Annotated in this window: 24 protein-coding genes and 1 tRNA gene; 13 read left to right on the top strand and 12 right to left on the bottom strand. The window is 41.7% G+C overall.

Features of this window, described 5'->3' with window-relative positions; translation table 11 throughout:
* Positions 1-116: 116 nt before the first annotated feature.
* From sbmA to E0H88_RS10610, 3 genes are all read left to right on the top strand, one after another.
* On the top strand, positions 117-1313 hold the full coding sequence (gene sbmA, locus E0H88_RS10620; protein ID WP_131274139.1) for a peptide antibiotic transporter SbmA: 1197 nt from the start codon (positions 117-119) through the stop codon (positions 1311-1313).
* Between the two features lie 116 nt (positions 1314-1429).
* Entirely contained in the window at positions 1430-2500 is a 1071-nt protein-coding gene (locus E0H88_RS10615) for a DUF1176 domain-containing protein (protein WP_131274138.1), read from the top strand.
* Between the two features lie 326 nt (positions 2501-2826).
* On the top strand, positions 2827-3822 hold the full coding sequence (locus E0H88_RS10610) for a hypothetical protein (protein WP_092819817.1): 996 nt from the start codon (positions 2827-2829) through the stop codon (positions 3820-3822).
* A 92-nt stretch (positions 3823-3914) separates the two neighbouring features.
* Here E0H88_RS10610 and E0H88_RS10605 read toward each other — a convergent pair whose 3' ends face one another.
* Complete coding sequence (locus E0H88_RS10605; protein WP_131274137.1) at positions 3915-4493, bottom strand: DJ-1/PfpI family protein; 579 nt, start codon at positions 4491-4493, stop codon at positions 3915-3917.
* A gap of 234 nt (positions 4494-4727) precedes the next feature.
* Here E0H88_RS10605 and E0H88_RS10600 point away from each other — a divergent pair, with 234 nt between their 5' ends.
* Entirely contained in the window at positions 4728-5246 is a 519-nt protein-coding gene (locus E0H88_RS10600; RefSeq protein ID WP_131274136.1) for a hypothetical protein, read from the top strand.
* Between the two features lie 123 nt (positions 5247-5369).
* Here E0H88_RS10600 and E0H88_RS10595 read toward each other — a convergent pair whose 3' ends face one another.
* Both E0H88_RS10595 and E0H88_RS10590 read right to left on the bottom strand, forming a co-directional pair.
* The gene (locus tag E0H88_RS10595; protein ID WP_131274135.1) at positions 5370-6101 is read right to left on the bottom strand and encodes a carbonic anhydrase; all 732 of its coding nucleotides are present in this window, start codon (positions 6099-6101) and stop codon (positions 5370-5372) included.
* Positions 6102-6393: 292 nt separating this feature from the next.
* On the bottom strand, positions 6394-6999 hold the full coding sequence (locus E0H88_RS10590) for a hypothetical protein (protein ID WP_131274134.1): 606 nt from the start codon (positions 6997-6999) through the stop codon (positions 6394-6396).
* A gap of 384 nt (positions 7000-7383) precedes the next feature.
* Between E0H88_RS10590 and E0H88_RS10585 the strand changes: the two genes are divergently transcribed.
* Positions 7384-8049, top strand: coding sequence for a hypothetical protein (locus E0H88_RS10585; RefSeq protein ID WP_131274133.1), 666 nt, complete (start codon positions 7384-7386; stop codon positions 8047-8049).
* 26 nt (positions 8050-8075) lie between these two features.
* Here E0H88_RS10585 and gatB read toward each other — a convergent pair whose 3' ends face one another.
* From gatB to gatC, 3 genes are read right to left on the bottom strand one after another with little or no spacing between them, the layout of a single operon-like run.
* Positions 8076-9551 (bottom strand): Asp-tRNA(Asn)/Glu-tRNA(Gln) amidotransferase subunit GatB, encoded by a 1476-nt coding sequence (gene gatB / locus E0H88_RS10580; RefSeq protein WP_131274132.1) that lies wholly within the window; start codon positions 9549-9551, stop codon positions 8076-8078.
* Positions 9551-11029 (bottom strand): Asp-tRNA(Asn)/Glu-tRNA(Gln) amidotransferase subunit GatA, encoded by a 1479-nt coding sequence (gene gatA, locus E0H88_RS10575; protein WP_131274131.1) that lies wholly within the window; start codon positions 11027-11029, stop codon positions 9551-9553. The genes gatB and gatA overlap by 1 nt, the downstream gene beginning before the upstream one ends.
* Positions 11030-11081: 52 nt before the next feature.
* The gene (gene gatC, locus E0H88_RS10570; protein ID WP_086174772.1) at positions 11082-11396 is read right to left on the bottom strand and encodes an Asp-tRNA(Asn)/Glu-tRNA(Gln) amidotransferase subunit GatC; all 315 of its coding nucleotides are present in this window, start codon (positions 11394-11396) and stop codon (positions 11082-11084) included.
* Between the two features lie 132 nt (positions 11397-11528).
* On the opposite strand from gatC, the gene E0H88_RS10565 reads away from it, so the two are divergent.
* The 6 genes from E0H88_RS10565 to E0H88_RS15930 all read left to right on the top strand — a co-directional run bounded on the left by E0H88_RS10565 (position 11529) and on the right by E0H88_RS15930 (position 16282).
* The gene (locus tag E0H88_RS10565) at positions 11529-12575 is read left to right on the top strand and encodes a rod shape-determining protein (protein WP_092819810.1); all 1047 of its coding nucleotides are present in this window, start codon (positions 11529-11531) and stop codon (positions 12573-12575) included.
* Between the two features lie 15 nt (positions 12576-12590).
* The gene (gene mreC / locus E0H88_RS10560) at positions 12591-13448 is read left to right on the top strand and encodes a rod shape-determining protein MreC (RefSeq protein WP_092819809.1); all 858 of its coding nucleotides are present in this window, start codon (positions 12591-12593) and stop codon (positions 13446-13448) included.
* Positions 13435-13926, top strand: coding sequence for a rod shape-determining protein MreD (mreD, locus tag E0H88_RS10555; protein WP_131274130.1), 492 nt, complete (start codon positions 13435-13437; stop codon positions 13924-13926). The genes mreC and mreD overlap by 14 nt, the downstream gene beginning before the upstream one ends.
* Positions 13914-14480, top strand: a complete 567-nt coding sequence (locus E0H88_RS10550) for a Maf-like protein (protein WP_131274129.1) — start codon at positions 13914-13916, stop codon at positions 14478-14480. Before mreD ends, E0H88_RS10550 begins: the two co-directional genes overlap by 13 nt.
* A 42-nt stretch (positions 14481-14522) precedes the next feature.
* Positions 14523-15977 carry a ribonuclease G gene (rng, locus tag E0H88_RS10545; RefSeq protein WP_131274128.1) on the top strand — a complete coding sequence of 485 codons (1455 nt, stop codon included), beginning with the start codon at positions 14523-14525 and terminating at the stop codon, positions 15975-15977.
* A 134-nt stretch (positions 15978-16111) separates the two neighbouring features.
* Complete coding sequence (locus tag E0H88_RS15930) at positions 16112-16282, top strand: PA1571 family protein (RefSeq protein ID WP_086196905.1); 171 nt, start codon at positions 16112-16114, stop codon at positions 16280-16282.
* Positions 16283-16359: 77 nt separating this feature from the next.
* On the opposite strand, the gene E0H88_RS10540 is transcribed toward E0H88_RS15930, so the two are convergent.
* Together E0H88_RS10540 and E0H88_RS10535 are read right to left on the bottom strand one after the other, a co-directional pair.
* A complete protein-coding gene (locus E0H88_RS10540; RefSeq protein ID WP_131274127.1) occupies positions 16360-17745 on the bottom strand; it encodes a WS/DGAT/MGAT family O-acyltransferase in 1386 nt (461 codons plus the stop codon).
* A 170-nt stretch (positions 17746-17915) separates the two neighbouring features.
* Positions 17916-18647 carry a phosphoadenylyl-sulfate reductase gene (locus E0H88_RS10535; protein ID WP_092819804.1) on the bottom strand — a complete coding sequence of 244 codons (732 nt, stop codon included), beginning with the start codon at positions 18645-18647 and terminating at the stop codon, positions 17916-17918.
* Between the two features lie 200 nt (positions 18648-18847).
* Between E0H88_RS10535 and thrH the strand changes: the two genes are divergently transcribed.
* On the top strand, positions 18848-19465 hold the full coding sequence (gene thrH / locus E0H88_RS10530; RefSeq protein ID WP_086196902.1) for a bifunctional phosphoserine phosphatase/homoserine phosphotransferase ThrH: 618 nt from the start codon (positions 18848-18850) through the stop codon (positions 19463-19465).
* Between the two features lie 69 nt (positions 19466-19534).
* Here thrH and E0H88_RS10525 read toward each other — a convergent pair whose 3' ends face one another.
* Positions 19535-20755, bottom strand: a complete 1221-nt coding sequence (locus E0H88_RS10525) for an OmpP1/FadL family transporter (RefSeq protein WP_131274126.1) — start codon at positions 20753-20755, stop codon at positions 19535-19537.
* A gap of 327 nt (positions 20756-21082) precedes the next feature.
* Positions 21083-22381 carry an OmpP1/FadL family transporter gene (locus E0H88_RS10520; protein WP_131274125.1) on the bottom strand — a complete coding sequence of 433 codons (1299 nt, stop codon included), beginning with the start codon at positions 22379-22381 and terminating at the stop codon, positions 21083-21085.
* Between the two features lie 1527 nt (positions 22382-23908).
* On the opposite strand from E0H88_RS10520, the gene E0H88_RS10515 reads away from it, so the two are divergent.
* Positions 23909-24367 (top strand): DUF2147 domain-containing protein, encoded by a 459-nt coding sequence (locus E0H88_RS10515; RefSeq protein ID WP_131274124.1) that lies wholly within the window; start codon positions 23909-23911, stop codon positions 24365-24367.
* A gap of 378 nt (positions 24368-24745) precedes the next feature.
* Here E0H88_RS10515 and E0H88_RS10510 read toward each other — a convergent pair.
* Positions 24746-24821, bottom strand: a tRNA-Arg gene (locus tag E0H88_RS10510).
* A gap of 90 nt (positions 24822-24911) precedes the next feature.
* A complete protein-coding gene (locus E0H88_RS10505) occupies positions 24912-26267 on the bottom strand; it encodes an amino acid permease (RefSeq protein ID WP_131274123.1) in 1356 nt (451 codons plus the stop codon).
* Positions 26268-26330 lie beyond the last annotated feature (63 nt).

The following is a 26330-nucleotide window of genomic DNA, read 5'->3' as shown; positions in this document are numbered from 1 at the left end:
AGTTGCTACAAAGATGAAAAGACGAGAATAATAGCCGCTTCATCCCTTCGGCTTAAATAGGCCGGGTGGGTTGATTGGCAAGTTTGAAACTAAAAATAAAGGAATAGCTTGAGCGAATGTTTAAATCTTTTTTTCCTGACCCGAAGTGGTTCTTTTCATCGTTGGTACTCTGGTTTGTCATCAATATTGCGCTGTGGTATTCCGGCGGAAGTGGCTGGGGAACATTTTTAGGCTTTGCACCGGGTTATGCTACAGCAGAATTACCGATAGGGGTAAGCCGCTTTTGGTCACCTTCATTTTTATGGTTCTATCTGTGGTTCATGGTTTCAACCGTTATTTTTGCCCTGTTCTGGCGCTTAAAATCCAGCAATCCATGGCAGGGATGGTCGGTCTGGGGCTCGGCTTTTATTCTGTTTAACATCTGGTTTGCGGTGCAGGTGAATGTGGTGGTGAATGCCTGGTACAGCCCATTTTATGACCTGATTCAGAAAATGCTGAGCAGTGGCGGTGGCAATGTCAATTTACTCTACAGTGAGACCTTGACCTTCCTCTATGTCGCGATGGTCTATGTGACCATTGCCGTATTTAACCTGTTCTTTGTCAGCCATTATGTATTCCGTTGGCGTACGGCCATGAATGACTATTACACTGCACATTGGGAGCAGCTACGCCATATTGAAGGGGCTTCGCAGCGTATTCAGGAAGATACCATGCGTTTTGCCAAAACCACCGAAAGTTTGGGAGTGAGTTTCATTCAAGCCTTAATGACGCTCATGGCATTTTTACCGGTGTTATTGCAGTTGTCATCGCATGTCAAACAGCTGCCAGTGGTGGGTGAAATTCCTTATGCGCTGGTTTGGGCTGCCATTAGCTGGGCAGTGCTGGGTACTGTGGTGTTGATGGTCGTCGGGTATAAATTGCCGGGTCTGGAATTTAACAACCAGAAGGTTGAAGCTGCCTACCGTAAGGAACTGGTTTACGGTGAAGACTATGCCGATCGTGCCGATCCGCTGACTTTAAAAGAACTGTTCAGTCGCGTGCGTTTTAACTATTTCCGCCTGTATTTCCATTATGCTTATTTCAACATGGTACGCATCTGGTACATGCAACTGGACAATCTGTATGGCCTGTTTGTGCTGTTTCCAAGTATTGCCGCAGGGGCGATTACCTTGGGTCTTATGATGCAGATTGCCAATGTCTTTGGCAAGGTACGCGAGTCATTCCAGTATTTAATCGAGTCTTGGCCAACGATTATTGAACTGCTTTCGATTTATAAGCGTTTACGGGCATTTGAATCGACTTTGCATAAATAATGAAGAATCAAATTGAGCAACAGAACCCGCATGATGCGGGTTTTTTATAACGCTTTATATTTCACAATCATGAAAATGCTGAAGTATAGTAATTAAAAAGGGAAGGGGCAGAAAAAATGAAAAGGTTTTATGCGTGGACTTCGCTTTGCTGTCTGGCCGTGACCAGTCCTCTAACATTTGCCAAAGAAATTCAAGGCATGTCTTTTTCTCATCAGGATTGGGAAGTGTATTGCAGTAATATCGGCACCTGTCGGGCAGCAGGCTATCAGGATGATCATCTGCAAAGCATGCCCGCCACAATCTTGTTGACCCGTAAAGCTGGAGCAAAACAAACCGTACAAGGGACATTTGCCCTATCCAGTTTTGATCAAGCCTTAGATAACAAAAAACTGAATAGTTTAAACTTTTTTATCAATAATCAGGATTATGGCCGAGTCAGGATTAACATTTCAGAGCAACTGCTTACAGGATCGCTAAATAGCAAACAGCTCAATGCACTGTTACAACAGACCCGGAAAAAAGTGAACATCGTATTTAAAAACGCCTATTACACCTGGCAGGTTTCGGATGCAGGCATGACGGCTTCATTATTGAAAATGGATGATTTTCAACAACGTATGGGTACGGTAGGTGCTTTGGTCAACCCCGGAACTGCAGATGAGTCGAAAGTATTGGCAGCACAGCCCAAATTAGTGGTCAATAAAGTAAAAACCGCAGCAAAACCTTATTTAACACTACAGCCCAATAGCAGACAGTACCAAAACCTGCATAAGTTACTCATGGCTGCCCGGCCGACACAGTCAGATGTAGCTGAATTTTGTGAAGGCATTTATGATGGAGAGGGTGCCAAACCACAAGCGATTGAACTCTATAAGCTTACCAATAACAAAGTTATAGCTACCACCCTATGCTGGCGCGGAGCCTACAATGAAGGCTATGGGGCTTGGGTAATGAATCAATCTTTAACAGGCAAAGCCAGCTTTGTGACCGAATCTGCATCGGGTTTTGCAGCAGGCGAAATCAGCAGTGCACAAAAGGGTCGTGGTATTGGTGATTGCTGGAAGATGAGCGAATGGATTTGGCAGGGACAAGCTTTCGTTCAAACTGTAGATCGCTGGTCTGGCATGTGTAAAGGTTTTGCCGGTGGTGCCTGGGATCTTGATTTAATTGAAGCCGTGGTGAAATAACCCATTTCATTTTTGCTTTTGAGTACGCCAGCTGGCTATTTATATAAAAGATTAAATTTACATCAGGTCATGATGGAAATTGCCGAATAGCATCAGGGATAACTAAAGCTTCACCAATCATACAAAGTTTCAAATTGGCTAAAAAGTGTTATCTCCTTCAGATTTCAGTGCTGAAACTTTTAAAAGATTGGCAGTTATTTTGCTTTTTCAGATAAAAATGTATCCTGTAAATCAGTGGGAATTAATAATAAAATCAAGGTAGTGTATTTGTGATTTCCCGGATTTTCATATATTTTCTTAATGACAGCATCAGTGAGCATTAATACGTGAATTTCAAAACATTCATCTTGATTGGCGGAGTGGGCATCACTTTACATGGCTGTACCAGTTTTAATGCTTTGAGCTCAGATGATTCCGCTAAAAATTATGCTTCAGCACAGGAAATGATCGTTCAAAAAAATATTAACCAATCGAATGGACATGCCAAAGAATATGTCTATTCATGGGGAGCAAAACAGAATGACAAAGAGCCGCAATCTTTATATCCAAGAAAATATTTAAACAATTACTGTTCTGCCAAGCAGGGCAAATTCACGCTGCTCTATAAGAGCTCCATGACTCTGGTCAAGGATGCATCGGATAAAAAGCGTTTATCTGCATCTGGCAATGTCAAACAAGGCATAGGTGCCTACAAGTGCGTACAAAATAATGGGCAAAGCTGGATTGCGTCTATTGAGCCGGTGGCTGAACGTAAACTCAATGATGGGCGTGATACGCGTGTCGTCAGTTTGCAGACCAGGCTGATGTCTGCGGATGAAGCCAAAAAGTTTTATAAAAATATCCGTGTGACTACAAATGTTGCAGATAAAAAAAACAGTTCCAATGATCAGGGCAATAAAAAAGCGCTGAACAAGTCTGTGCCTCAACAAGAGGCTGAAGCTAAAAAAGAAACGGAACTGAAAAAAGAAACCAAGCCTGCAGCAGAGTTACCTGAAAAACAGCCGCTAAAAGTGGTGGAAAGTCCGCAACAGCAGCAGGTGAAATTTTACGTCGCTGCACGCCGTGATTTAAATAGCGGTAAAAATCAGGTGGCTGCCTGTAATAATGCACAGCGGGCCTATAATTATGGCAAATTGCAGGGAACGGAGGGAACCCGGGTCTACACTGAATCGGGGATGCTGGTGGCGCGCTGTTTAACTAGTGTGCCAAGTTATAGTAACCGCTTTTCGAATTCTAAAGCTCAAGCAAGGCGGGTCTTGCAAAATTTAGCCGTGAACTATAATCACAGTGGGGCGAAAAATATGCTTAGGCAGATGAAATAAAAAGCTATTTTGCTCATCTTCATCAGCGTCATGTTCCATCATCATGCGATGGAACATGAATGTTGAAATTTTCAAATTTTAACGTGGCAGTATTACAGGTTAATCGTTGCACCCAAGGCTTTCACAAATTGCGCCATCCAGGCAGGGTGCGCAGGCCAAGCCGGTGCAGTCACCAGATGTCCGTCGGTGACTGCTTCAGTCACGGCAATATCGGCATATAAACCACCTGCAAGTTTTACTTCCGCTGCACATGCAGGGTAAGCAGAACAGGTTTTACCTTGAAGTACATCGGCAGCCGCTAAAAGTTGCGCACCGTGACATACGGCTGCAATCGGTTTTTTTACAGCATCAAATTCACGCACAATTTCCACCACACGTGCATTCATACGCAAGTATTCAGGTGCGCGTCCGCCCGGAATGACCAGACCCACATAATCTTCGGTATTGACCGAGTCAAAGTCATAATTGATGGCAAAGTTATGACCACGCTTTTCGCTATAGGTTTGCTCGCCCTCAAAGTCATGAATGGCTGTGGCGATGCTGTCGCCGGCTTTTTTATCCGGACAGACTGCATGCACGGTATAGCCCAGGCCAGTTAAAAACTGGAACGGCACCATTGTTTCGTAGTCTTCGGCATAGTCGCCCACCAGCATCAAGATTTGCTTAGTCATGATTTTTCCCTCTGTTCAGATATGATTTATATAAAGTTTTATTTTCATTCACCATAGCATAAGCAGAGGTCCTTTTTAAGGATGAAGTGGCTTTCTTTAGTCGAAGCCGGAAACCCTTCAAATTGTCAGGTGGATAGACAAGCTGAAAAAGAAGCTTGATTTTACACAGCCATAACAGGCTGCACCCGGCAATTTATGATAAAAAGACAGCAGTTCAGAATGGAAGTTTGCTTTATGTTTTACTCTATTTTCACCCCCTTGGGGCGTCGCTTTGCTCGAATCGGTTGTTCTGCTTTGATGGCAACTGCGGTTATGGGAACAACACAAGTTGCAATGGCCGGACCAACGGTGGATCAGCTGAGTAACTGTCTGGTGAAATCCACCACGGCAGCAGATAAAACAACGGTGCTGCAATGGACCTTTGTCGCGTTATCTGCACATCCGGAATTGAAGAAATTCAGCAATGTGAATGAAGAGCAGAGAACCCAGCTGGATAAAAACCTGGCACAAGTGTTACAGCGTATATTGGTGGATCAATGCGCGAGCCAGACTAAAGCTGTCATTGCTGCGGAGGGTGTACAAGCGGTGGGCGATAGTTTTCAGGAGCTTGGACAAATTACCGGTGAGGAAATTTTAGAAAATCCTGAAGTAGAAAGTCAGCTCAAAGGTGTGCTGCGCTATGTGGATTTAAATAAACTAGTGGTCACTTTCTTGACGCCAGATTTGTGGAATAAGTTAGGAAAAATAAGATGAAACAACCATAAAAAGACCTGAATTCAGGTCTTTTTTATGTTCAAGGGCTAAGAATTAAAATTAACTTATATTTCAAAAGATGTGTGGAGATATAAATCGCTTTCTGTATAAATATTGGTGGCTTTATTCCAAAACCATACGTGCATTTTGCGGTTGTACAGGTCGATTGTTCGGATGCTCCATCAGTTTTGAAAATGCTTCAATTTGTTGTTTCGATGCCTGTTGAATGTCTTTTAAAACAATCCAGCGGACACCCTCGGTACAAGGTGGGGTAGTGAGTGAACCGTTAAAGCGATAGTACTCCAGGTTGTCAGGTAAAAATGCAGATGCCAGGTCCTGTTGCTTGAGTGGAATGGCAGCACCTGCTTTTTTAGGCAATTCTTTCCACAGTTTAGCCAGTTTCTGGTTTTGTTTTCCTTCATCAAACATCACCGCAACCACAGCAAGCTCACCCGTAGTGGATGCATGCACCAGATGCATTTCCATAGGGTAGGATTTACCTTGAATCTGGTTTTCACTGGGGCTATGCAAATGGAATTGTTTGAGTTCAAACTGTTGATTGTCCAGGTTTAAGTCATTGCCTGGCTTGAAATTAATTTGAATGGTATGGCCGTTATGAATAATGTCTTGAGCTGAAGTGTGGTAATTAAATTTAAGTGGTGGCAGTTTGGCTTGTACGGTTTGCTGAATATTAATAGGGGATTGGTTCGCCCCGGCACAGCTTTGATAGTTTGTGTTTAAGTTGGCCCAATGTTCAGGGGCTTTGTGACTGGCATAACCCCAATCGTGAGTTGAGCCAGCTTGAGCTGTGTGAACCGTGGCTAAAGTTAAAAGTGCTATTTTTCTAAAAATCATTATTTACTCTACATTTCATGCTTTATAGTTGGGCGTGTATAGTCTAAAAAATCAGCATTAGCTGCAAAAGAAAATGAATATAAAATATACAGTTAATGTTGTTTTTTTGAAGTTTATATTTTTATAAAGTGTTATTTTTACAGGTGAAATTAAGAGTTAAAATTAATCTTCTTCCTAGTCTTCACTTGTGCTGCGTTTTAAAGTAGTGCTTTAAAACTTGCTCAGGAGAGGGAACCGCGCGTATCAAATTGATGATGAGGCAAGTCCCCCTTTGGAAAAGGGGGATTAATGATTATAACAAATCAGGATAAAACTTCTCAAACTCTGGATTCACAGCTTCACCCCGCAGCAAATAGCCTTTGGGTTGTATATAACTATAAATTTCCCGCGAAGGTTGTTCATGCCAACCAATATTAAAAGCACAGAGTTTTGGGAAAAATTGTAGGTGGCTGTAGTTTAAGTTGTTATGAATCCAATAGGCGAGTTGTTGCCAATTCGCTTGGTCTTTTTCATACAGTTCTAGAAAAGATGGAATGACAATACACGCCGTTGCCCCATAACCTTTTGCATCGGGGTAGTCCCAAATATGGCTGGCAAAGTTTTTCTCGTTGCTTGCGCAGTTATGTCCTTTTTCATTACCGAGTTGGTTCACGCTTGGTGAGCGGTAAGCAGATCGAATCGCGATACGACCAAACTTTGTTTGCAGTGGTTCGAGTAGTTGCTGGCAGAGTTCCGTACCTGTACGAATAGCGATGTCAGGATGGTCAGGGGAGTTAGGGACACCGTACCAATTGGCGATTTCGCTATAGAGGAAATCACGCATAAAAAAGGACTTGGATAATTGAATGCGTCCTAAATCTTCGAGTTTGGCGATGGAGGATACTTTTTTGATGGTCATGTTGTTTTTGGCGTGAAGTGTTTGGGTTGATTGTATGTTTAAAATTTTGAAATTTAAATGATAATCCTCTCCCTAGCCCTCTCCTTTAAAAAAGGAGAGGGAACACCGCGTATCCAACAAATCACATGACAAAGTCTCCCTTTTCTAAAGGGAGATTTAGAGGGATTCTAGAAGTCACGCATAAAAAGGACTTTGACATTTGAATATGGCACAAGTCTTTGAATTTGGTGTTAGAGGATGCTTTTTTGATGGTCATATTGTTTTAGATTTGAAGTTCTTGGGTAATTGTATCTTTAATTATTAGAAATAAAGCTCAATTTTTTTAATTATTAAATCACAATTTTTGTGTTGTAATATTGAATAAAGTTAATATATAGCTTATTGATGATGAAAGATTTTATAAAAAAACATAAAACACTAAGTTGGGTGTTCGGGATATTAGGTACTTTAATTGTCGGTGGTTTAGGAAGCGGTGTATGGGAAATTATATTAAAACCATTCTTTAGCTTTATGGGTAATGGAATTATTAGTTTCTTAATTAATACTTCATCAAGTTTTAGTAATGAAATTTATCAAAACATTGCAATTAGAGGTTTGGATAGATTTCAAGCAAAAACTTACAGCTTATTCATTATGTTGTTAGGCACTGTTTCTATCGCATGTTTTTCATTTATTTTTTTAATAGGCTTAAAAAAATTCAAGGAACTCAATGAACCATGCTTAGGAAATGAGGATATCGATTACGTTCCATGGTTTTTTCAAAGTAGAAAAAACTTTATCATATGGATGACAGTATTCTTTTTGATTTCATTTTTACCATTTTGCGTACATTTTTATGATGGTATGAAGACAGATTTTATATCGAAAAAAGTAATTTATTTTGAGTATTTATTGAAAGTTAATGGAGATGTTATTAATGATGTTGAACTAAAAAAAATAGAATCTAAGTTTGCTCAGATTAAGAAGTTAGAGGACTATGAAAAAGTAATATTTGATTTAGAAAAGATTGCTGTTGACAACAAAAAGTATATAAATAAAAACCCGCTCTAAAGCGGGTTTTTTAAAAAAAGACTAGATTAACCAATCAATTTCTTCATCAACTCATTTACTTGTGCAGGATTGGCTTTACCTTTCGCGGCTTTCATCACTTGACCAACAAGACCGTTGAAAGCTTTCTCTTTACCAGATTTATACTCTTCAACCATCTTCTCGTTCGCAGCAAGAACTTCCTTAATAATCGCTTCAATTGCGCCTGTATCAGTTTCCTGTTTCAAGCCTTTTTCCGCAATAATTTCGTCCGCAGTTTTGCCTTCTTCCCACATAAAGCCAAACACTTGTTTTGCAATCTTACCGTTAATTGTGTTGTCCACAATACGCGCGATCATACCGCCAAGTTTTTCTGCACTTACAGGAGAATCCGCAAGGTCTAAGCCAGCTTTATTTAAAGCACCTGAAAATTCACCCATCACCCAGTTTGCCGCAATCTTACCTTGTGCAGCGCCACCAGCAGCCTTAACGACTTCTTCATAAAACTCTGACATTTCACGCGTAAGCGTAAGCACGTGCGCATCGTACTCAGTCACACCGAAGTCCGCCACGAAACGCGCACGACGTGCAGCAGGAAGCTCAGGCATGGTCGCTTTAATCGCTTCGATTTGCTCATCAGCAATGATCACAGGCAACAAGTCTGGGTCAGGGAAGTAGCGGTAATCGTTCGCTTCTTCTTTTGAACGCATTGAACGAGTTTCCATCTTCACAGGATCGAATAAACGTGTTTCTTGGTCAATGGTGCCATCCCATTCAAGGATTTCCATTTGACGTTCAATTTCAACATTGATCGCTTGTTCAATGAAACGGAATGAGTTGAGGTTTTTAAGCTCGCAACGAGTACCGAAGGGTTGACCTGGACGACGTAAAGACACGTTACAGTCGGCACGGAAAGAACCTTCTGCCATGTTACCGTCAGAAATACCTAACCAACGTACTAACGTATGAATCGCTTTAATGTAGGCAACTGCTTCTTCTACAGAGCGCATATCTGGTTCAGATACGATTTCAAGCAGTGGCGTACCTGCACGGTTTAAGTCGATGCCTGACATACCTTCAAACTGGTCGTGAATCGATTTACCGGCATCTTCCTCAAGGTGCGCACGTGTTACCCCAATGCGTTTGGTGGTGCCATCTTCAAGTTGAATGTCGATATGACCCAAGCCCACAATTGGGTTGTCCATTTGGCTAATCTGGTAGCCTTTTGGAGAATCCGGATAGAAATAGTTTTTACGGGCAAATACAGAAGCCTGGTCGATGTACGCGTCGATACCCAAACCAAAGCGAATCGCAAGATCCACCACTTCTTTGTTCAGTACTGGCAATACGCCCGGCATGGCTAAATCAACCAGACTTGCCTGAGTGTTTGGATCATTACCAAACTCGGTTGATGAACCCGAGAAGATCTTAGATTTCGTCGCCAGCTGAGTGTGAATCTCGATACCAATAACGACTTCCCAACCATCAATCAGGTTTGACTTAGGTTTTGCATTGTTCTTCGCCATTATGCATTCTCCTCAGCAATTGCAGCGCGTTTTGTATGCCAATCGGTTGCCTGTTGATACTGATGTACCACAGACAGCAATTGCGATTCTGACCAGTAGTTACCAATCAGCTGTAAGCCAACTGGCAGGTTGTCTTTGTCAAAACCAACAGGCGCGTTAATCGCAGGAAGACCTGCAAGGTTTACCGCGATGGTGTAGATGTCACCCAGATACATTTCAACTGGGCTTAAGTTTGCACCGATCCGATAGGCAGTGGTTGGCGCAGAAGGCGCAGCAATCACATCGACATTTTCAAATGCTTTCAGGAAGTCTTGTTGAATTAAACGACGGACTTTTTGTGCTTTCACATAGTAGGCATCGTAATAACCGGCAGACAGGGCATAAGTACCAATCAGGATACGGCGTTGCACTTCAGCACCGAAACCTTCTGAACGGGAACGCTTGTACAGGTCCATCAAGTCCACTGGGTTTTCACAGCGGTAGCCATAACGCACGCCATCATAACGTGACAGGTTTGAAGATGCTTCAGCAGGTGCGATCAGGTAATAAGTTGGAACATAAGCTTCAGTCATGTTGAGGTCAATCTCAACTAGAATCGCGCCCATTTCTTCTAATTTTTTCAGAGATTCTTCCACACGTGCTTTGACGTCGGCATCTAAGCCGGCAACATTAAAGTATTGCTTTGGAATACCAATGCGTAAACCTTTAACTGAGGTAGCATTCAGGTTTGCCACGTAGTCATCAACGTCTTTTTCTACAGAGGTTGAGTCTTTCGCGTCATGACCTGCCATCACGTTCATTAGGTAAGCGCAGTCTTCCGCAGAACGCGCCATTGGACCGCCTTGATCTAAAGATGAGGCATAGGCGATCATACCGAAACGCGATACACGGCCATACGTCGGTTTCAGACCAGTCAGACCACAGAAAGACGCTGGCTGACGGATTGAACCACCTGTATCGGTGCCGGTTGCTAATGGCGCCAGATCAGCTGCTACAACCGCAGCAGAACCACCAGAAGAACCACCCGGAACGTGATCCAGTGCCCATGGATTTTTGGTCGCACCAAAGTAAGATGACTCGGAAGTTGAACCCATGGCGAATTCGTCCATGTTCACTTTACCAAGAGTGACTAAGCCCGCAGTTTTACCTTTCGCTACAACGGTGGCGTCGTAAGGAGAGATAAAATTGTCCAGCATTTTGGAACCGGCAGTGGTTTTAATGCCTTGGGTACAGAAAATATCTTTATGCGCAATGGGCACACCGGTTAATGCTGTGGCGTTGCCGGCCTTGATTGCTGCATCTGCGGCGTCGGCTTGGGCCAATGCCTGCTCGGCGGTTACGGTCACATAAGATTGTACTTGGGCATCGATTTTTTCAATGCGTTTTAAATAATGTTCAGTCAATTCGCGAGACGAAAATTTAGCCCCAGCTAAACCTTCGGAAAGTTCACGAATCGATAAGCGATGTAAATCTGTCATGAGAAATATTTCTTTACGTTTAATTTAATAAAATGATTTAACTGAATAAAGATTATTCAATCACGCGCGGAACAAGGTACAAGCCATCTTGGGTTGCTGGTGCAACAGCTTGATATTCTTCACGATGATTTTCTTCAGAAACCACGTCTTCACGTAAGGGCTGTGGATGGTCAAATGGACTTTTAAGCGGCTCAACATTTTCAGTGTCAATGCCTTTTAGGGTTTCCATCATGCCTAAAATTTTATTTAGACTTTGAGCATATTCAGCAGATTGCGTATCATTTAGCGACAATCGGGCCAGATGTGCGATTGCTGAAACTGTTTTTGCATTTAAATCTGCAGAATGCTGTGCATCCGATGTAGACATAATATTACCTAATCAGTATTAAAAAAATTCAAAATATCGTGCGTTATAATAAGCGATTGACTTGTCCAAATCATCACATTTAGTTAAAGTTGCCACCTTGCGTCCACATAAAGTTTAATCGAGAACGTCTCCGTGATTCTAAAAAGACTAATTGGCTTGTTTTCGCCCGATCTAGCCATTGATTTAGGTACAGCAAATACACTTATTTATGCACCAGGACGAGGCATTATATTAAATGAACCGACGGTTGTGGCCATCCGTCACAGCGGTTCACAGAAAATCGTTGCCGCGGTTGGTCTTGATGCTAAACAAATGCTTGGTCGTACACCTGCAAATATTTCTGCAATCCGTCCGATGAAAGATGGGGTGATTGCCGATTTCGAAGTGACCGAAACCATGCTGAACCAGTTTATTGGTAAAGTCCATGAAAAGCGTCTATTCCCGCCTGCACCGCGTGTTGTGGTGTGCGTGCCGTGCAAATCAACACTGGTTGAGCGCCGTGCCATTCGTGAAGCGGTATTCAATGCTGGTGCACGTGATGTCCGCTTGATTGAAGAGCCAATGGCTGCTGCAATTGGTGCCGGTATGCCGGTTGAACAGGCATGTGGTTCAATGGTGGTCGATGTGGGCGGTGGTACCACTGAAATTGCCATCATTTCATTACAGGGCTGTGTTTACGCAGACTCACTGCGTATTGGCGGTGATGTATTTGATGAACAGATCATCAATTATGTACGTAAAGCGCATGGTTGCGTGATTGGTGAAACCACTGCCGAAGTGATTAAAAAAGAAGTGGGTATGGCACTTCCGGATGAGGGTGCCAAATCACTGGAAATCGAAGTGCGTGGCCGTAACCTGGCTGAAGGTGTACCTCGTGCCATCACGGTGACTTCAGACGAAATTACCCAGGCGATTTCCGATCCATTACAAAATATTGTCTCTGCGGTTAAATCTGCCCTTGAACAAACCCCGCCAGAACTGTCTTCTGACATTGCAGAGCGTGGTATCGTGCTGACCGGTGGTGGTGCATTGCTGCGCAACCTGGACAAGCTGCTTGCACAAGAAACCGGTCTGCCTGTGGTTGTGGCTGAAGATCCGTTGACTTGCGTGACTCGTGGTGGTGGCAAGGTTCTGGAGTTCTTCGACAATCCAAATCACGACATGTTATTTGTAGGCTAAGTTAGGGACCAGGCGGTGCAAACACAACTGTTTTCCAGACAACCGCCATCTTTTCGCTCATTTATCATTGCGGTGATCACATGTCTGGTTGTGCTGTTTTTTAACTGGCGCATGCCTCAGGTGATTCAGCCCGCACGTGATGTCTTGTATGCGGCATATAATCCGATTTATGCCCTCGCAAGTTATCCGGTGTTGTCGCGAGAATGGCTCAATCAACAAACCAAGTCTGAAGCCCAGTTACGTCGTGAAAATACTGCGATGCAAGCCGAGTTGTTGCAGGCTCAGGTTCGTCTGCAAAAATTATCTGAACTTTCTGCCGAAAATACCCGTTTAAGAGGTCTGCTGGATACACCTTTGATTATTGATGGGCGCATGGAAATTGCAGAAGTCATCGGTACCGATGCAGATCCTTTACGGCATATTATTGTGATTAACCGTGGTTCCAGCAGTCAGCTCAAGGTCGGTCAAACCGTACTGGACGATAAAGGGATTATGGGGCAAATCATCAATGTCAATTCGCATAGTAGCCGTATTATGTTGCTGTCCGATAAAGAGCACTCGCTCTCTGTGCGTTTAGAACATACCGGGATGCGTGCCATTGTATCGGGTACAGGTGATTTAGGTCATTTGAAGATGGAATATGTTCCGACCAGTGCCAATGTCAAGGTGGGTGAAAAAGTGTATAGCTCAGGTCTGGGGGCGCATTTCCCGGCAGGCTATCTGGTCGGCACGGTCTCCAAAGTCAACCGGCACAATTCGGGTGAATTTGCCCAGATTGAGGTCATTCCAGCCGCGCAACTGGCCGGTGGACATCATGTGGTGGTGCTGTTTTCCGATTCATTAGCGATGGAGCAGCCACATGCCACTCGCTAAATTACGTGCCGAAACCAATCGTGATCCTTTAATCGCGATTATTGTTTCAGTCATTGTCTGTTCGGTGCTGATGGTTTATCCATTGTCTTATGCCGTGTCAGGTGCACGTCCCTTATTCATGTTGCTGCTCATGCTGTTCTGGGTGATGTGCCAGCCCACCTGGTGCGGAATCTGGTTTGCCTTTGCCACCGGCATGTTTACCGACCTGCTGGTGGATGCCCCTTTAGGCATGAATGCGCTAAGTTTTGTGTTGATTACCTTTATTGTCCGGTTTTTAACCCGTGAGCGCCGTATCATGACTTTTGGCAATCTCTGGGTGATCAGCTTCCTGGCCGTGCTGGCACATTTATTTTTGACCTGGATTTTGCAAATTATGGGCGGCTTGCAGTTCTCCCTTACCCGGCACTGGCAGCCTTTATTTAGCAGTGTGCTGGTTTTCCCGGTCATGTATTTTATGCTAAAAAAATGGCGCGTTTAATTCTGGCTTCGAGTTCTCCTCGGCGCCGGGAACTATTGCAACAATTGGGTCTAGATTTCGAGATTTATAGTCCGGATATCGATGAATCTGTTCTTGAGGGAGAAGATGTTGCCGCCTATGTCGAACGTTTAGCCTGCAGCAAGGCTCAATCCGTATTGGAGCAATTTCCGGATGCCATTGTGATTGCCGCTGATACCAGTTTGGGGGTGGATGATCAAATTTTAGGGAAACCTGAATCAAAACAACATGCTTTTGAAATGTGGCAGCGCATTTCCGGGCGCAAGCATGATGTGTTTTCAGGTGTTTGTGTGCGTACAAGAAAAGAAAAATCAAGTATAGTGGTACGGACGCAGGTTGAGTTTCAAAAATTAAGTCTCAATGATATGGAAAGTTATTGGGCAACCGGGGAGCCCTTAGGCAAAGCGGGTGGTTATGCCATTCAAGGTATCGCATCGCGTTATATTCCCCGTATAGAAGGCAGTTATAGCAATGTTGTGGGCTTGCCTTTACACGAAACCGTACAGTTATTACAGGCAGTTAAGGCACTAAATTAACTGACCTCAAAAAAAAATTTTTATAATGTTTTGAGTTTTATTATGTCTGACGAGTTGTTGATTAACGTCACGCCGATGGAATGTCGTGTGGCCTTAATCCAGAACGGCACGGTCAATGAATTATTTGTTGAGCGTACGGTTAAGCGTGGATTGGTGGGCAATATATATAAAGGTAAAGTGGTGCGTGTACTTCCGGGTATGCAGGCTGCTTTTGTCGATATCGGGCTTTCCCGAACCGCTTTTCTTCATATCAACGATATGGTCTGGCCGCGCAATCAACCGACCCCGAATGTTTTTGAGCTGCTTCAGCCCGGTCAAATCCTCACGGTTCAAGTGATGAAGGATATGCTGGGCACCAAAGGCGCACGTCTTTCTACCGATCTTTCCATTCCCTCACGCTATCTGGTACTGATGCCGTATGGTCATCATATTGGTGTATCACAACGCATTGAATCGGAAGAAGAAAGAGATCGTTTACGTTCAATGATCGAACGGATTCAAAGCGAGCATAAATTACCCGGAAGTGTCATTGTTCGTACCGCGGCGGAGGGGATTCCTGAAGCTGAAATTGCACAGGACATGGCGTATCTGGCCAAGCTCTGGGAGTTTATTCAGCGCAAGCAAAAAAGCATTGCTGTCCCTTCACTGATTTTTGAAGAATTGCCGCTACCACAGCGCGTGATTCGCGATTTGGCCAATGAAGATACCGCTAAAATCTCAGTCGATTCACGTGAAATACATGCAAAATTGCAAGAATTTGTCCTTGAGTTTGTACCGAGTATGCAAGACCGCTTGGTTCACTATCCGGGTGAGCGTCCAATTTTCGATTTATACAATGTTGAAGAAGATATTCAGAAGGCGCTGCAAACCCGTGTAGCGTTGAAGTCTGGCGGCTATCTGATGATCGACCAGACTGAAGCCATGACTACCATAGATGTCAATACCGGTTCCTATGTCGGCGGTCGCACGCTTGAAGACACCGTATTTAAAACAAATATGGAAGCCACTCAGGTCATTGCCCGTCAGCTGCGCTTACGTAATCTGGGAGGCATTATCATTATTGACTTCATTGATATGCAGGAAGCCCAGCATCGTGAAGAAGTAATGAGCCAGTTTGAGCGTATGCTGGAACGTGATCATGCCAAAACCAAAATCACCCAGGTTTCGGAACTGGGTCTGGTGGAAATGACCCGGAAACGTACCCGTGAATCTTTAGAACACTTATTATGTGAATCGTGTCCAACTTGTCAGGGACGGGGCTATGTCAAAACGGCAGAGACAGTGTGTTACGAAATTTTTCGGGAAATTTTGAGATACGCACGTGCTTTTGAATCTAAAAGTGGTTTTACCGTGGTTGCACACCCTTCGGTGATTGACCGATTGTTAACAGCGGAAGCACCTGCTGTGGCTGATTTGGAGCACTTTATAGGGCGTATCATCAAATTCCAGGTGGAAAATCTATATACGCAAGAGCAATACGATATCATTCTGAGCTGAAATTGTAACAGAATATCGTTAAACACTTGTTACATCTGAAATTTTACTTTTTAAGCTGAATTTTGAATACTAGTCGTACACAGTAGCCAAAGCCAAAATCTCCCAGTTTTGGCTTAGCAAAAAAGAGGTATGACATGAGTATAAGCCAAGTAGCAGTTCAACAAAATACGAAAGTTACAGATAATAAAATGAGCCAAAACGGTTATATCGTCAATGAGCAGGGTAAAGAAGTTCAAATTACAGCTGCCATGATTCATTCAGTTTGCCATCAACTATTAAATCAATGTCGCGCAATTAAAAATTAATCTCATGCAAAGATAAAATAAAGGGGCCTTTGAAAGGCCCCTTTATTAATTTACTATTCACCTTTTTGAAATGGCGGCTAACTCACCGCTCTCAACTTCTTTGGCGGAATATCTTGTCCTACAATCTCTTCAAAGCGCTGAATTTCATCTTCCAGGTGTGTGAGCAGGTTTTGCATCTTCGGTAAGGCATGGCGACAACCAGTTAAACCCACCTCCAACTTATCCAGATAGCTAGTCATGGTAATGTTGAGCGCCTGTCCATCCAGCACAATCGAAGCTGGATACAGGGCATCCAGCTTTGCCCCATTCCAGTAGAGCGGTTCACGTGGCCCGGGCACGTTAGAAATCACAATATTGAAGGCTTGGCGTTTAGGCATCATGCCGGACACAATATTTAAGCCGGCTGCACCATAAACCAACGCACTGTAGTTTAAAATTTGATTGGAGTTCATGCGTTTAAAACGCTGTTTCGCATTTAACACGCTACGACGAATAATTTGCAGGCGTTCTAATGGGGTTTCTTTATTCGTGCCTAAATTGGCTAGAATCATGGTAATACGGTTAGAGACATCGGAATTGTCATCACGAATCGAGGCCGGTACCATCGCGATCAGCGGTTTTTTCGGCAATGCATGTTGACTGAGCAAATATTCACGCAGTGCGCCGGAACAGATGGCCAGTACCACATCATTAATGGTGACACCGAGTGTTTTGGCAATCCTGCTTAAACGACCCAGCTCAAAAGATTGTGCAGCAAAACGACGAGAAGAACTTACGCGTTGATTTAAAATACTGCTGGGTGCCTGGAAACTTGAAACATAGTCAGGATTGCGTCCCATATCTTTAAAAATCGTCTGGGATAATTCATACATGACTTTTGGCGTTGCTTCCAATTGATCCTTTAAAGTCCCCATGATTTTTTTGATGCGGCTCTTTGGGGGATTTTTAATACGTTTCGCGCGAGGACCTTCAACACACCAGAGTGGCACAATGCTTTTGGCATTTGGATCTTGCGACAGGGATTTTTCTACCAGACGCATACCGGCAATACCATCGACCATGGCATGATGAATTTTAAAGTACATGGCAAAGCGATTGCCTTCAATCCCTTCAATAATGTTACAGGTCCAGAGGGGTTTGGCACGATCAAGCAGTGCGCTATGTTCTTGTGAAATATAAGTCAGCAATTCACGGATTCGACCGGGATGCGGGAGTGCAATGTGGCGGAAATGATGGTCTAAATCAAATTCTTGGTCTTCATCCCAAAAGAGGCCATTGAGTTTATTATTAAAAGGTGTAACAGGAAGACATTTGGATTTACGAATATCAGCAACGAGGTCTTGAATGAAGGTGTCAGGCGCATTGTCGGGAATTTGAAACAGGAACAGCCCACCGACATGCATCGGTTGCTGACGTTTTTCCAGCGACAAGAAAATAAAGTCAATTGGGTGTAATGGACGCATAGCGTTGAATGCCTCACTGCAATTTTATGGCTGTTCTTATATAAACAGGCTTGTTAGAATTATATGAAAAGGTGTTTTTAGTATATCTTTTTTCAAAAAGAAATGAACTGCTTTATGTGTAATCATAAGTTAAAAAAAATCACTGAATAACAGTGATTTTTTTAAAAATATTATTTTAAATTTCCTGCATGTAATCCGCATTCTTTATGGGTCGCTTCCTCCCACCACCAGCGGCCTTCACGTTCGTGTTGATTCGGTAATACTGGGCGGGTGCAGGGTTCACAGCCAATCGAAATAAAACCACGTTCATGCAGCGGATTATACGGAATTTCCATCATGCGGATATAGTTCCATACGTCGGAACTTGACCAGTTTGCCAGGGGATTATATTTAATCAGTTGTTTTCCAGGACCGGAAAAACCGGCATCTGCTTGCACCACTGGAATTGTATTGCGGGTACCGGGGCTTTGATCTTTACGTTGACCGGTAATCCAGCCGTCTAATGTCGCCAGCTTTTTACGTAAGGGTTGAACTTTACGGATACCGCAACATTCCTGATGACCATCCTGATAGAAGCTAAAGAAACCTTTTTCAGTCACCAGTTTTTGCATCGTTTCGGTTTCAGGGAAGCAGATTTCGATTTCAATATTATAGTGTTTACGAACTTGGTCGATAAACTGATAGGTTTCTGGATGCAAGCGACCGGTATCGAGACTGAAGACACGAAAAGGTTTGCCCAAATGAGAAGCCATATCAATTAAAACCACATCTTCAGCACCCGAAAATGAAATGGCAATTTCACCTTCTTGACTTAAAGCAAGTTCCAGAATCTCGCTGGGAGATTTGTCGGCATATTCAGATGCAAGTGCATCAACAAGGTCAATGGTAGGGATTGGAGTCATGACAGTTCCTGGCGTATAGGCTTGGACACTTAAAAACCTATATTAATTTAATTCACAATGATTCTAATAGAATTGAAATAAGCTGTTTAGCACTAAAAAATAAATGCTTATGAATAAAATAGATTTAAAAAACAGCCCCTGAAATATCTATTTTTAAGCTATCATAACGCAAAATTTTTTCACTGACATTGGGAGAACCCATGGAAATCGTATGTCTTGATCTTGAAGGGGTGCTGGTTCCGGAAATTTGGATTAACTTTGCCAAAAAAACAGGAATTAAAGCATTGGAAGCCACTACACGTGATATTCCAGACTACGATGTGTTAATGACGCAGCGCCTGAATATCTTAAAAGAACACGGTTTGGGCTTAAACGATATTCAGGAAGTAATTGCAGAGATGGGACCTTTCCCGGGGGCAAAAGAATTTGTGAAATGGGTCAGCACTCATTTTCAATTGATTATTCTTTCAGATACGTTCTATGAGTTTGCTCATCCTTTAATGAAGCAACTGGATTGGCCAACCATTTTCTGTCACAAGTTAGAAACGGATGAAAATGGCATGATCACCGCTTATAAACTTCGTCAGCCAGATCAAAAGCGCCAGGCCGTTAAAGCACTGCACGGTTTGAACTTCCGTGTGATTGCAGCAGGCGATTCTTATAACGACACCACAATGCTGGGCGAAGCAGACCACGGGTTCTTGTTTGATGCACCGGAAAATGTCATTGCGGAATTCCCACAGTTTCCACCGATTCACGGGTATGATGCATTAAAAGAAGCGATTCGTAATGCTTCAGTGCGTAATATTCCAGCTTAAATCCTTATATTTATATAAGTAAAAAAGGCGTACCATCGGGTACGCCTTTTTTAAACATATAAAATATATTTAGAATTTATAACCTACATTCAAACCATAAGCGATAGCATGGTTATCTGCAAATTGTCCTGCTTGGGTATGCGCTCCAGTCACAGCATCAGCATCACCTAACCAGAAATATTTCACACCTGCTCCGATAAAGTAGTTTTCAGCAGGGGAGAAGCGCACACCTGTTCCCACATTCCAGTAGCCTTCCGTTGGACCAAGGGTAGTGACTGGATTACCCGCACCTGAATCCCAGCCTACAGAGACATTGGCACCCCAACGTTCATTCAGTTTACGACCCAGGCCTACTGTTGCAGAAATTTGATCGTCTTTATAGTCAATTAGATTAAAGCCATTCGGTTTTCCCGGTACCAGACCTGCTTGTCCAAGCATTTGAGAGAGTTTTCCAAAATTGTAGGGTTGAACTTTAAAATTAGACCAATCCACCCAACGCAGATTTGCAAAGGCAACAGTGTCCGCCATAATGCCGCTCTGTAAATCAACATTGACAGATTGTGGCGTGGTTAATTCAGTTTGTCCTGAAGATGCATTTAAGGCAGTCATTGCATTATCTAATAGGGTATTGCCTGTCATGCCTGCAGCATTAAAGCGTTCATAAGCATTGATCTTGTGCTTGATTTCTGAACGATAGGTGACGGAAGCTTTGAGTGCAATTTCCGGAATTTGATATGCAACACCTGCTAACCAGCCTGCCGATTCATCTTCACCCGTTCTGAAATCGTAGCCATTGAAAGCACTATAGGTAGTACCACGAAGTAGTACTGTACCATCCACAGTTTGATATACGGCACCTGCATATAAGTTCCAATTCTGAGTCGGTTGGTAGCCTAATATGAGATTTAAGTTTTGTGTGTCTACTTCGACAGAGGTGCCACCTTTAAAAGGAACAGGACGATTTTCTACAAAATTATTATTTCCAGAGTATTCTGCATCCGCACCATAAGGTTGATCGTAAATTAAACCTACAGAAAAGTGTTCATTCGCTTGAACTTTCAAAGCAGCATGTGGGAAATAGTAGTCACCAGCCATATCTGTAGCCGTATTTCCAGACTTATCTTTACCTGAAACTTCAGGGTCTAAAATAGAAATGCCTGCTTCAAAATAATTTCCGGGTTGTAAAAATGCGGCGATAGATTGACCTGAGCGATCTAAGCCAGCGGCAAATACTGAAGCAGATGGAAGTAAGCTAATTAAAACTGCTGAATATATTTTGTTGAGCTTCATGGTTCTTTCCCTGATGCCATTTTGTAACTAAAAGTGCTGGAAAAGTAACATAAATAAAAAAAGAGTAAATACTCTGCTAGAGTTTAATAATTGACTTGTAAGCACACAAATGATGCTTGATAGAGTAATAATTCTATTTTTGTTAAATTATCTTTATGATTTTTAAATAAAAAGAAAATTATGAAGAATGAAGTAAATTTCAAAATAAAAAATTAACCGTTTGATGGAAAATACAGCTATTAATTTATAAATGTATATTAAATGCTAATCAAAGACTGAAAAAAGACCATTGCGAACAATGGTCTTTTATTGTTTGGTTAAATAAAATTAGAAGCGGTAACCAATTTTTAAGCCGTATGCAAGTGCATTGTTGTCTTCAAAGCTAGCAACTGTATTAGGAGTACCAAATTGTGCGCCAGATTGTGCTTTAGCATCACCTAACCAGAAGTATTTCACACCACCCGCGATGAAGTAGTTTGGTGCTGGGCTGAATTGTAAACCTAAACCAACATTCCAGTAACCTTCTGTTGGACCAAGGGTAGATACTGGATTGCCTGCACCAGTATCATAACCTACCGAAACGTTACCAGCCCATTGCTCACTCAGTTTACGACCAACACCAACAGTTGCAGAAATTTGATCATCGGAATATGCAACTAAATCAAAGCCATTTGGTTTTCCAGTTGAAGCTACAACAGGTGCTTGTACACTAGCTGTACCAAATTTAGGTGGGCGAATGGAGAAGTTAGACCATTCAACCCAGCGTACATTAGCAAATGCTACGGTATCTGCCATGATGCCGGTTTGGAAATCCAGGTTAACAGATTGTGGTGTCGTGATTGAAGTACTTGAATTTGGTTGTAGGTTAAGACCAGCAAATAAACCTGTATTAAAAGTTTCGGTGGTTTTTGCATCATGGTCAATTTCAGAACGATATGTTAAAGATGCTTTGAGAGCAATATCAGGAATTTGATAAGCAAAACCAGCTAACCAACCGACTGAACCGTCTTCTTCCATATTGGCATTATAAGAGCCAAATGTACTGCTACCGCCATATGCTAGACCACGTAATTGAACGTCACCTTCAACAGTTTGATAAACTGGACCTGCATAAAAATTTAAATTTTTATTTGGTTGGAAACCAAATAGCATTGATATATTTTGTGTTTTTACTTCAACTTTAGTTGATTCAGAACCATTATGGAATAAACCTTGACCTTGAAATGCGGCTAATGCACCTGGTAGTACAGCAGGTGAACTTGAGTCTGTGGCTGAATAAGTTGCATCAGCTCCGAAAGGCTGATCGTAAATTAAGCCAAAAGAGAAATTATCAGTAAGCTGTAATTTTAATGCTGCACTTGGAAAATAATAATCATCTCCCATATCTGATAAGTTTGTATTTTGAAGCCCAATAGCACTTGCTGGAGCTGCAGGGTTTGGAGTATATCCATTATTTACTTTACCTGAAACATTTGGATCTAAAACAGAAATACCCGCTTCGAAATAGTTACCCGGTTGTAGGAAGGCTGAAATAGATTGACCTGAGCGATCTAGTGCAGCTGCAAATGCACCCGTCATTGGTACTGTTGCAAGAATCATTGCGGTACTAAGAGTTTTTAATTTCATTTTGTGTCTTTCCTTGAGGTACAAATTTTATTACGGCTGATTTGTGTTTTTGAATGCGCTAAATTTATTTTCCTAATATCAGTTATATAACCAGATATCATTTGTTACTCCATGTGACAAAAATAGCACAATAAAAAAAAGAGTAAATGCTCTATAAAAAACTATAGAGTTTAAAAAATGAACTTATTAGAGTTTTTAGTCTAAATTTAGACTAATAGTTTATTTTAAATAATTGAAAAATAATAAATTAAATTTAATTGATAATTATTTTGTTTGAATATTTATTTGATTAAAAAGTGATCATTTATCATAAAAAGTATCATATTTTTATGTGATAGAGTTCTCTTTTTAAGCGTAATAATTGAAATTAAACAATAGCAGTTCAAAGCATTAAATTTTAATTGCTTGGATTATTGATCTTTATATTTCATTCGAGGAGTACAAAATTCTTATCTTATTGTCAGCTTAGACCAGTGAAATTTTGAATAATGAAATTCATGTAAAATGATGCTTAAATCAAGTTTAATCTCATGGTGATTTGAGGTTCTTTTGATACCAGAACTGAGTATCTTTTGAATGATCCTAGATGGTATCGTGTGGACAGTTGTAAGGTATTCACTTAAAGATATCTAAAAGTCAGACATGGGATATTTAATTTATATAATTAAGAAAATACTAAAGTCGTGATAGCATTTGGCAATGTTAATTTGAAGAAAAATATAAAGAAACCCACCGAAGTGGGTCTGTGCGATCGAATACTATCCGTAGTATCAGGGTGTGAATATACACCTATAAAATGACAGTACTGTTTAGATTTGCTTTATAAATAAGCAGGTGAGTTATTTTTTCTTGAAATAAAAAGTGATCAGTAATATCACGATAATAATGAGAATTACTGCAATAACAGCTCTTTCCATAACAGCTCACCTGCAATTTATTTAAGTTCAGCATTGAATGTTGGGTTTTACTTTATCTTAATCCCTAGCAATTCAATGCCTTTCCAGATCAGAAAGCAACATGACTTCATTAGTCTAATTTTTAGGCGAAAGCTTTAATAGTGCAGGTATGTAATTCTTTTGGTATTCAGAAGGATAATTTGTACACAGGATCTGTTTACGCACTTTTTGTGTAGTGTCTGGGTTATCTAATCCATTCAGGAATTGTTCGGTTTTGGCATCTGATTCTTCGAATTGAGCTTTTACCCCTGGATCAACAGCTGGTTCAGAAACGATGGCTTCTTCAGATTGCTATTGGCAGCCGGTGATAGCAATAGAAAGAAGTAGTGCGGTTCGTATTTTTGATTTCATGATTTTATGTTGTTATTGGTAGATGAATTATAAGAGGAAATGAGAAAAAGAAAACCCAACGCAATTACATTGTTGAACTACTTTTTGTTCGAACCTAGGATAGGGTATGTGTTTCATCTTGATGAATTTTTTGTCTTTTGAAAAAAAATAATTGCTATAATCCCCCGCGCTTTATACACACTTGTGCTTCTTTTCTAACTTAGTTGTAAAATATCTTTATATGAAGTTTAAATTTATTGGTGCTGTTGCACTACTGCTGGGGCTTATCAACCCATTAAATGCCATGCCTTTTGACCCGTTAATTGGCACATGGAAGGTCATAGATGACCGTACCGGATATTATATTTCAGATATTGTGATTCGCAAAAATTCTAAAACAGGGCAGTACAGTGCTGTTGTCACTAAAAATTATCCGTTGCCTGGTGCGCCAGTTGCTGAAACCTGTACTAAATGTCGGGGTGTTCTGAAAAATCAGCCGATTTTCGGGATGGAGACTTTAAGAGGACTTGTTGCCGATAGTAATCATCAGCAATTCAGTAAGGGTGTATGGATTAATACACAAGATGGTCAGGTTTATAATGTTGATGCCCGTATAAATGCCTCGAAGGATCAGCTTAAAGTTCAGGGTAAATCTAAAAGTAGTAATACCATGAGTAATATGACATGGAAAAAACTCTAATAGAGTTTTACGTAATTAGAGTGAACATTTCTCAAGTTGCTAAAAACAAAACCCATCAAATATTCTTATAGTTAAAACTATATAAAAAGCAAATGAGTGGGGTGTTTAATTGTATATATCATATAGTTATGCCCTCAATCATTTTTTTTACATGTATAAAATTAATATATAAAGACTTTAAACTCGTTCGCTTCTATTAGTTATCAATTGAAAATCAGCTAGGGTATAAATAGAACTATTTATTTATATAGTCATTCGTGTACTCATTAATTGCAACTATGGGCGGTTTTGTTGAATTATAGGCGGTTAATAAATTTAAAAAAATATTTAAACATCAATGTACTTGGAGCTATGTGCTGCTAAGTTTGGGAAAAATGATGGTGCGCCCTGCGGGACTCGAACCCACGTCGGTCGCTTAGGAGGCAACTGCTCTATCCAGTTAAGCTAAGGGCGCAATGCGCAGCTAATTTAGCGCAAATACCGGTAAAAAAAAAGTTATTGTCGAAACAATAACTTTTTAAAATGAGTTAAATGAATTTTGCGCTTAAGATTTCTTCGCATTTAGGCTTTTGAATAGGCCAAACATCAGCACAATCCAGATAGGAATCATCAGTACAGATTCTTTAAAACCTTGGGTCCACATAATATAAAGGACTGTTGCAATAAAGATCAGTACCACATAATTGCTGACAGGAGCCCAGAGTGCCGGGAACTTGGTTTGAATCGCAGCGTTTTTGACAGCCTGTTTGAATTTCAAATGTGTCAGACTGATCATGGCCCAGTTAAGAACCAATGCACCCACGACCACGTACATCAAGTGACCTAACGCGTCTTTTGGAACAAAGTAGTTTAAAAGCACACAACCGAAAATGAGCAGAGCCGAGAATAAAACAGCAGGAATAGGCACACCTTGTTTATTTACTTTCAGGAACGCTTTTGGTGCATTGCCTTGCTGTGCCAGACCATACAGCATACGGCTATTGGCATACATACCGCTGTTATAAACAGACAATGCCGCAGTCAAGATAATGAAGTTCAGTAAGTGCGCTGCCCAGCCAATGCCGAGTTGACTGAAAATCATCACAAATGGGCTTTTATCCAGACCGCCGAGGTCTAGCTGGTTCCAAGGCACTAAGGATAAAAGAATCGTAAGTGAACCCACATAGAAAATCAGGATACGGAAAACGACCTGGTTAATGGCTTTAGGAATGGTTTTTTCCGGGTCTTTGGCTTCCGCAGCCGCCATACCAATCAGTTCAATACCGCCAAAGGCGAACATGAGGAAAGCCAGCATATAGAACAGGCCTTCAAAACCATTCGGGAAGAAACCGCCATGTGCCCAGAGATTGCTAAATGAAGAGGTTGAACCTGCATCTGCGGTCAGCAATAAATACAAACCGAAAACAATCATGGAAATCACGGCAGTCACTTTAACAATAGAAAGCCAGAATTCGGATTCGCCATAAAACTTCACATTGCCGAGATTGACCAGAGTAATGACAATGAAAAAGAACAGTACCGAAGCCCATGCAGGAATATGCGGCCACCAGTAATTGATATATTTGGCGACTGCAGTCAGCTCTGTCATGGCTACTAGAATATATAAGATCCAGTAATTCCAACCCGCCAGGAAGCCCGGGAATTTGCCCCAATATTTAAAGGCAAAATGGCTAAATGATCCTGCTACAGGCTCATGTACAATCATTTCACCCAGTTGGCGCATGATTAAAAAGGCGATTAAACCACCAATGGCATAACCCAGAATAATGGAAGGGCCAGCAGATTGGATGACCTGTGCGGAACCTAAGAATAAGCCTGTCCCAATTGCACCGCCCATGGCGATCAGTTGGATATGACGGTTCTTTAAGCCACGCTGAAGTTTGGAAGACTCGTTGTTCAAAGTATTCAGCCCGACAATGTGTAAGGAAAGGATTGTAATGGATTGTAATAGATTGAAATGTAT

Source organism: Acinetobacter sp. ANC 4216 (genome assembly GCF_004331195.1).
Classification (GTDB): Bacteria; Pseudomonadota; Gammaproteobacteria; order Pseudomonadales; family Moraxellaceae; genus Acinetobacter; species Acinetobacter kookii.
This window is presented reverse-complemented; position numbering and strand designations above follow the sequence as displayed.

Excerpts from the sequence above, each read along its gene's own strand:
- E0H88_RS10550 (WP_131274129.1), top strand. The coding sequence starts at position 13,914 with ATGGCGCGTTTAATTCTGGCTTCGAGTTCTCCTCGGCGCCGGGAACTA.
- E0H88_RS10540 (WP_131274127.1), bottom strand. The coding sequence starts at position 17,745 with ATGCGTCCATTACACCCAATTGACTTTATTTTCTTGTCGCTGGAAAAA.
- E0H88_RS10590 (WP_131274134.1), bottom strand. The coding sequence starts at position 6,999 with ATGACCATCAAAAAAGTATCCTCCATCGCCAAACTCGAAGATTTAGGA.
- E0H88_RS10535 (WP_092819804.1), bottom strand. The coding sequence starts at position 18,647 with ATGACTCCAATCCCTACCATTGACCTTGTTGATGCACTTGCATCTGAA.
- E0H88_RS10515 (WP_131274124.1), top strand. The coding sequence starts at position 23,909 with ATGAAGTTTAAATTTATTGGTGCTGTTGCACTACTGCTGGGGCTTATC.
- thrH (WP_086196902.1), top strand. The coding sequence starts at position 18,848 with ATGGAAATCGTATGTCTTGATCTTGAAGGGGTGCTGGTTCCGGAAATT.
- E0H88_RS10600 (WP_131274136.1), top strand. The coding sequence starts at position 4,728 with ATGTTTTACTCTATTTTCACCCCCTTGGGGCGTCGCTTTGCTCGAATC.
- rng (WP_131274128.1), top strand. The coding sequence starts at position 14,523 with ATGTCTGACGAGTTGTTGATTAACGTCACGCCGATGGAATGTCGTGTG.
- gatA (WP_131274131.1), bottom strand. The coding sequence starts at position 11,029 with ATGACAGATTTACATCGCTTATCGATTCGTGAACTTTCCGAAGGTTTA.
- E0H88_RS10615 (WP_131274138.1), top strand. The coding sequence starts at position 1,430 with ATGAAAAGGTTTTATGCGTGGACTTCGCTTTGCTGTCTGGCCGTGACC.
- E0H88_RS15930 (WP_086196905.1), top strand. The coding sequence starts at position 16,112 with ATGAGTATAAGCCAAGTAGCAGTTCAACAAAATACGAAAGTTACAGAT.
- E0H88_RS10520 (WP_131274125.1), bottom strand. The coding sequence starts at position 22,381 with ATGAAATTAAAAACTCTTAGTACCGCAATGATTCTTGCAACAGTACCA.
- gatB (WP_131274132.1), bottom strand. The coding sequence starts at position 9,551 with ATGGCGAAGAACAATGCAAAACCTAAGTCAAACCTGATTGATGGTTGG.
- E0H88_RS10585 (WP_131274133.1), top strand. The coding sequence starts at position 7,384 with ATGATGAAAGATTTTATAAAAAAACATAAAACACTAAGTTGGGTGTTC.
- E0H88_RS10595 (WP_131274135.1), bottom strand. The coding sequence starts at position 6,101 with ATGATTTTTAGAAAAATAGCACTTTTAACTTTAGCCACGGTTCACACA.
- E0H88_RS10605 (WP_131274137.1), bottom strand. The coding sequence starts at position 4,493 with ATGACTAAGCAAATCTTGATGCTGGTGGGCGACTATGCCGAAGACTAC.
- sbmA (WP_131274139.1), top strand. The coding sequence starts at position 117 with ATGTTTAAATCTTTTTTTCCTGACCCGAAGTGGTTCTTTTCATCGTTG.
- E0H88_RS10525 (WP_131274126.1), bottom strand. The coding sequence starts at position 20,755 with ATGAAGCTCAACAAAATATATTCAGCAGTTTTAATTAGCTTACTTCCA.
- gatC (WP_086174772.1), bottom strand. The coding sequence starts at position 11,396 with ATGTCTACATCGGATGCACAGCATTCTGCAGATTTAAATGCAAAAACA.
- mreD (WP_131274130.1), top strand. The coding sequence starts at position 13,435 with ATGCCACTCGCTAAATTACGTGCCGAAACCAATCGTGATCCTTTAATC.